Origin of the sequence: Streptomyces sp. UH6 (assembly GCF_013421635.1) — a bacterium.
GTDB lineage: Bacteria > Actinomycetota > Actinomycetes > Streptomycetales > Streptomycetaceae > Streptomyces > Streptomyces abyssomicinicus.
Genome location: NZ_JACADT010000465.1, coordinates 1 through 4,349, shown reverse-complemented (window position 1 = coordinate 4,349; position 4,349 = coordinate 1). Strand labels below are relative to the sequence as shown.

Genomic DNA, 4,349 nt, shown 5'->3' with positions numbered 1-4,349 from the left:
GGACATCGCCACGGCCGACGGGGGACCGCGCCTGGTGACCCACCTGGCCCGGGCCGGCTGGCTCCAGTGGCGCGACAGCGTCCCCGCCGCCCCACCCCGCCCCGGCAAGGGCCCGCTCGCCCTGCGGGCGGAGCTGGACGACGGGCAGGGCTTCGACCTCACCGAGGCCGGCACCCAGAAGCGGCTCGCCGTGTACGTCGTCCACGACCCCGCCGAGGTACCCGGCATCGCCCGGCTCGGCCCCGACCCGCTGGCCGGCGACTTCGACGAGGCGCGGTTCACCGCGCTGCTCGCGGGGGAGCGGCGGCAGCTCAAGGGCGCCCTGCGCGACCAGAGCCTGATCGCGGGCGTCGGCAACGCCTACAGCGACGAGATCCTGCACGCGGCCCGGATGTCCCCGTTCAAGCTCACCGGCTCGCTCACGCCCGAGGAGACCCACCGGCTCTACCAGGCGCTGCGCTCCACGCTCACCGAGGCGGTGGAACGTTCCCGCGGGGTGGCCGCTGGGCGGCTGAAGGCCGAGAAGCGGAGCGGGCTGCGGGTGCACGGCCGGACCGGGCAACCGTGCCCGGTGTGCGGGGACACCGTCCGCGAGGTGTCCTTCGCCGACTCCTCGCTGCAGTACTGCCCCACCTGCCAGACCGGCGGCCGCCCGCTCGCCGACCGCCGCCTGTCCCGGCTGCTCAAGTAATCCGCCCCGCGGGCCGTGGACCCGTGACGGCGGAGGCGTGGCGTGACGACACCTGCCTCACGCGTTCCGTCGGGTGTGAGGCTGATCACTCGTTCGCCACTGACTGTCAGTTTCATGTCACGCACGGTGGCCCGATCTCCCTGGTCAGCCCGTGTTGCGCGGTACACGCATTTTCACCTTGGGTGCTTGGCCGACTCCGCACCGTGAATTTCGCCGAGGCGCGCATGCGTGTTCGGGGGTTCCAGGCGATTGAGTTGTTCACGCCGGCGCAACTCCGTACCGGTGTTCACCCCTCAACGAAGAGGATCAATGTCCGAAGAAGTCGGCGACGACAGCGAGGTCCCACTGGACGCGGGCTGTCTCCCGTTGCCCCTCGAGTTCGAGGCGCTCTACCTGCTCGACCAGAAAGCGTTCCACGACCTGGCCCTGTCGGTCCGGGGGACGAACGACGCCGCCGAACGCGCGGTGCACCGGGGGTTCCTGGAGATCCTGAACCTCTGGGACAAGCTGAAGGCGGAGAGCCAGGACCTCCAGCAGGAGATCTGGGCCATCATGCGGCGCACCGTCATATCCGAGGAACTGCTCTCCCTGCGCGAGCGGATGGCCGCACTCGACAGTGGAAGCGGCCTGTACGAGGCGCTCGGCAACCTCCCGCCGCGGCAGTTCGACGTGATGGTCCTGCGCTACATCGGCGGGCACAGCGCCAAGCGCATCGGCTGGTACATGGGCGTCACCGCCAGCACCGTCGACTACCACTGCCGCCAGGCCCGCCGGCGGCTCGCCCCGAAGTACTTCCGGATCCTGCAGGACACACAGGAGGGCACATCGTGAGCACCTGGGAAGAACGTCTGGCCGGAGCCTCGATCTGCGAACCGCGCCGCCAGTTCGACGTCGCCGAAGGCCTGCGCCGCCTGGCCCGTGACGCCGGCTACCTCCCCCCGCCCACGGCCGAGCGGCCCGAGAGCGCCCAGGCCCGCTGCCGTCTGGAGGCCGTCGCCAGCTGGGGCGTCACCCAACCCGGTGCCGCCGCGCACATGAAGAAGCTCACCGACATCATCGACGACCCCGACACCTCCTTCATGGGCTGGGGCAACAACCCCGACATCGACCGCGTCGGACTGTTCGTCTTCGCCTGCTCCCTCTACCTGGCCAACCATCCCGAGAGCGCCCGCTTCTGGTGGCAGGTCGCCGTCGGAGCCGGACACGCCGCAGCCGCCTACTGCCTCCACCTTCAGCACCTGGTCGACGGGGAACTCGCCCTGGCCGGGCACTGGTGGCGGCAGATCGGCGTCAGCCTCGCGGACACCCTGGGCCCCGGTGTCGACCTCTCCGAACACACCGGCCTGGTCGACGGCCTGGAATGGTTCGCCGGCTACTCCGCCCGCACCGGCTCCCACCGCACCGTTCCCGTCGGCAGCCTCCAGGAGGAGTTCGAGCGCCTGGCCGACGTCCACGACGACGACGGCCTGCTGTGCCGCCCCGACCGCCGCCTCGCCCACCGGCTGCGCGAACTCACCAGTAGCTGACGCGCACCACCGCACCGAAGGGAGCCCCGCCCGGGCCTGCCTCCCGGAGGGCTCCCTTCGTCGTTCGCGCACCCGGAAAGGAAAGCTCCCATGACCTCCCCCACCCCGGCCCCCGGCACGCCGCCCCGCCCCCGTCAGCGGCGGCGTCGCGGCCGTGCCGCGCTTCGGCATTTCGTTCGCGGTCTGAGCTACGGCACCGGCCTGACCGCCGCCGGCCTGCTCGGCTACTGGATCCAGCAGATGCTGTGACCGGCCGGCGCCGGACCCGGCACCGGACCACCCGACCGGACGCCGACGGTCAGGATCCGTGCAGCCGGACGCGGAGTGGGCCCAGTACGGTGAGGCCGCCGGCGAGCGCTCGGGCGAGATCGTCGCCGTGCCCGTGGCCGACCACCCCGGAGCCGTGGTTCAAGGCGGCGCCCCCGCGGAGTTCCCCGCCGTTCGTCCGGGTTCCCGCCGGGCGGTGGATCCACGGTGCGGTGAAGAGCTCGACGAAGCCGTCCTGGGTGAGGTCCGGAGCGGCGAAACCGTCGCGGTGGACGCGTGGCTGGGCGACGACACGTCCGGGGCCGGAGCACGAGCCCGGGCGTCGCGCGGGGCCGGCTGTCCGGGTGCTCCAGGACCACTCAGAACAGGTGGATGGCCAGGTGTCCCAATGGCAGGCCGAGCTGCCAGGCCGGGGTCCACCGCTGCGGGCCGTCCTCCCCGGGCACCGGACCCCCTCCGGGCACCGCGTCCAGGTCGGGGGCGAGCAGCTCGGTCTCCTCCAGCCAGCGCCAGGCGGCCAGGGCCAGCCGCAGATCCGGCCCCGGCCGGCCGCCGCCCGCGTCCGCCTCGGCGGTGAGCGCGGCCAGCCGGTCGCGGACCCAGTCCTGCCAGGGCTGGTCGTAGGCGGTCAGGGAGCGCCAGGTCTCCAGCCGCGTCACCACCTGGACGCCGCTCAGCTCGCCCTCCAGGTCGGAGAGGAACACCGTCAGAGCCAGCGCGTCCCGCCCCGCCCGGTACTCGAACGAGGTCGGCGGCATCAGGTCCCCCGACCGCAGCAGCTCGTCGGCGATGTACTCGGCGTACAACCACGCCATCGGAACCGTCAGCCGGTCCGGCTCCGAGCGGTCGTGTCCTCTGGTCACCATGTCTGCCTGCCTTCCTCCGGCGGGCGCACCGCCGGACGGCCCTTCCGTCCTGAACGGACCGATGGGAACAGCCGATTACTCAACCATGGTCATCGGCAAGGCGCTTTAAGAAGGCTTGACCCGGCCGACGGTTTCACCGCAGGTCCGGCGCGTAACCCGGCAGCACTCTGCGCAGGGCCCGCAACCCGTAGTAGGCACGGGACTTGACCGTTCCGGCCGGTATTCCCAGGGCGGTCGCCGCCTCCGCCACACTGGCACCCTGGAAGTACACCAGCACCAGCACGTCACGGTGTTCGGGCGAGAGCCGCCGTACGGCCTCCCGGACGTCCAGCATCGCCGCCGACCGGTCCGCGTGGTCCGCGCAGACCCGCGCGTTCTCCAGCACCGCGTCGCCCACCTCCGCGGGACGTGCCTGCCGGGCCCGGCGGGCGTCGATGGCCAGCCTGCGGGCCACCGTCAGCAGCCAGGGGCGCACGGAGTCGAAGGTGTCGTCGTGCAGCGCGTCGGGGTTCTGCCAGGCCCGGACCAGCGTCTCCTGGACCAGGTCCTCGGCACGCTGCCGGTCGCCGTCGCACAGCCTGAGCAGCAGGGCGAACAGGGGCCGCCCGTGCTCGCGCTGGAGCCGGGCCAGCTCGTGCTCGGCGGTCGTTCCTCGGGTCATGATGGTTCCGGCCGTCATGGCCGTATGCCACCCCACGCCGTGGCGGCGAAACAGTGGCCGTGCGCGGATCTGCGGCGGACGGTCGAACGCGTCGCCGAGCGGTGCGACGAACGGTCGTCCGGCGGTGTCCCCGACGACACGCCGGTCCCGTGCTCCGCAAGGGTGCAATCCCGCCACGCGACGCCCACCCGGGATGCGGCGGCCGTTGGGCCGGGCGACTGATTAATCATGAAAATGGACCGATTGCTCTCCCGCAGGGGCGCGTTGATCGCCGGGGCCTCCGCCTTCGCGGCCGCCGGCGCCTCGGGCATCAGCTCCCTCCTCGCCCCCACCGAGTC

6 protein-coding genes are annotated in these 4,349 nt (G+C 72.2%); 4 read left to right on the top strand and 2 right to left on the bottom strand.

The features are described from left to right. From HW445_RS20030 to HW445_RS20015, 4 genes are all read left to right on the top strand, one after another. A partial coding sequence (locus tag HW445_RS20030; RefSeq protein ID WP_180222368.1) for a zinc finger domain-containing protein occupies window positions 1-691 on the top strand: 691 nt, incomplete at its 5' end. Between the two features lie 309 nt (window positions 692-1,000). Continuing rightward, window positions 1,001-1,522, top strand: coding sequence for a sigma-70 family RNA polymerase sigma factor (locus HW445_RS20025; protein ID WP_180222367.1), 522 nt, complete (start codon window positions 1,001-1,003; stop codon window positions 1,520-1,522). Then, window positions 1,519-2,217 carry a hypothetical protein gene (locus HW445_RS20020; RefSeq protein ID WP_308799539.1) on the top strand — a complete coding sequence of 233 codons (699 nt, stop codon included), beginning with the start codon at window positions 1,519-1,521 and terminating at the stop codon, window positions 2,215-2,217. Before HW445_RS20025 ends, HW445_RS20020 begins: the two co-directional genes overlap by 4 nt. Window positions 2,218-2,307: 90 nt before the next feature. Beyond that, window positions 2,308-2,466 carry a hypothetical protein gene (locus HW445_RS20015; protein WP_180222366.1) on the top strand — a complete coding sequence of 53 codons (159 nt, stop codon included), beginning with the start codon at window positions 2,308-2,310 and terminating at the stop codon, window positions 2,464-2,466. Between the two features lie 377 nt (window positions 2,467-2,843). Here the strand turns inward: HW445_RS20015 and HW445_RS20010 are convergent, their stop codons facing one another. Together HW445_RS20010 and HW445_RS20005 are read right to left on the bottom strand one after the other, a co-directional pair. After that, window positions 2,844-3,350, bottom strand: a complete 507-nt coding sequence (locus HW445_RS20010; RefSeq protein WP_151770597.1) for a hypothetical protein — start codon at window positions 3,348-3,350, stop codon at window positions 2,844-2,846. 133 nt (window positions 3,351-3,483) lie between these two features. After that, a complete protein-coding gene (locus tag HW445_RS20005) occupies window positions 3,484-4,029 on the bottom strand; it encodes a sigma-70 family RNA polymerase sigma factor (protein ID WP_180222365.1) in 546 nt (181 codons plus the stop codon). Window positions 4,030-4,349: the final 320 nt, after the last annotated feature.

Bases quoted from the DNA above. Each gene is read 5' to 3' on its own strand.
- HW445_RS20025 (WP_180222367.1), top strand. From the start codon at position 1,001: ATGTCCGAAGAAGTCGGCGACGACAGCGAGGTCCCACTGGACGCGGGC.
- HW445_RS20015 (WP_180222366.1), top strand. From the start codon at position 2,308: ATGACCTCCCCCACCCCGGCCCCCGGCACGCCGCCCCGCCCCCGTCAG.
- HW445_RS20010 (WP_151770597.1), bottom strand. From the start codon at position 3,350: ATGGTGACCAGAGGACACGACCGCTCGGAGCCGGACCGGCTGACGGTT.
- HW445_RS20005 (WP_180222365.1), bottom strand. From the start codon at position 4,029: ATGACGGCCGGAACCATCATGACCCGAGGAACGACCGCCGAGCACGAG.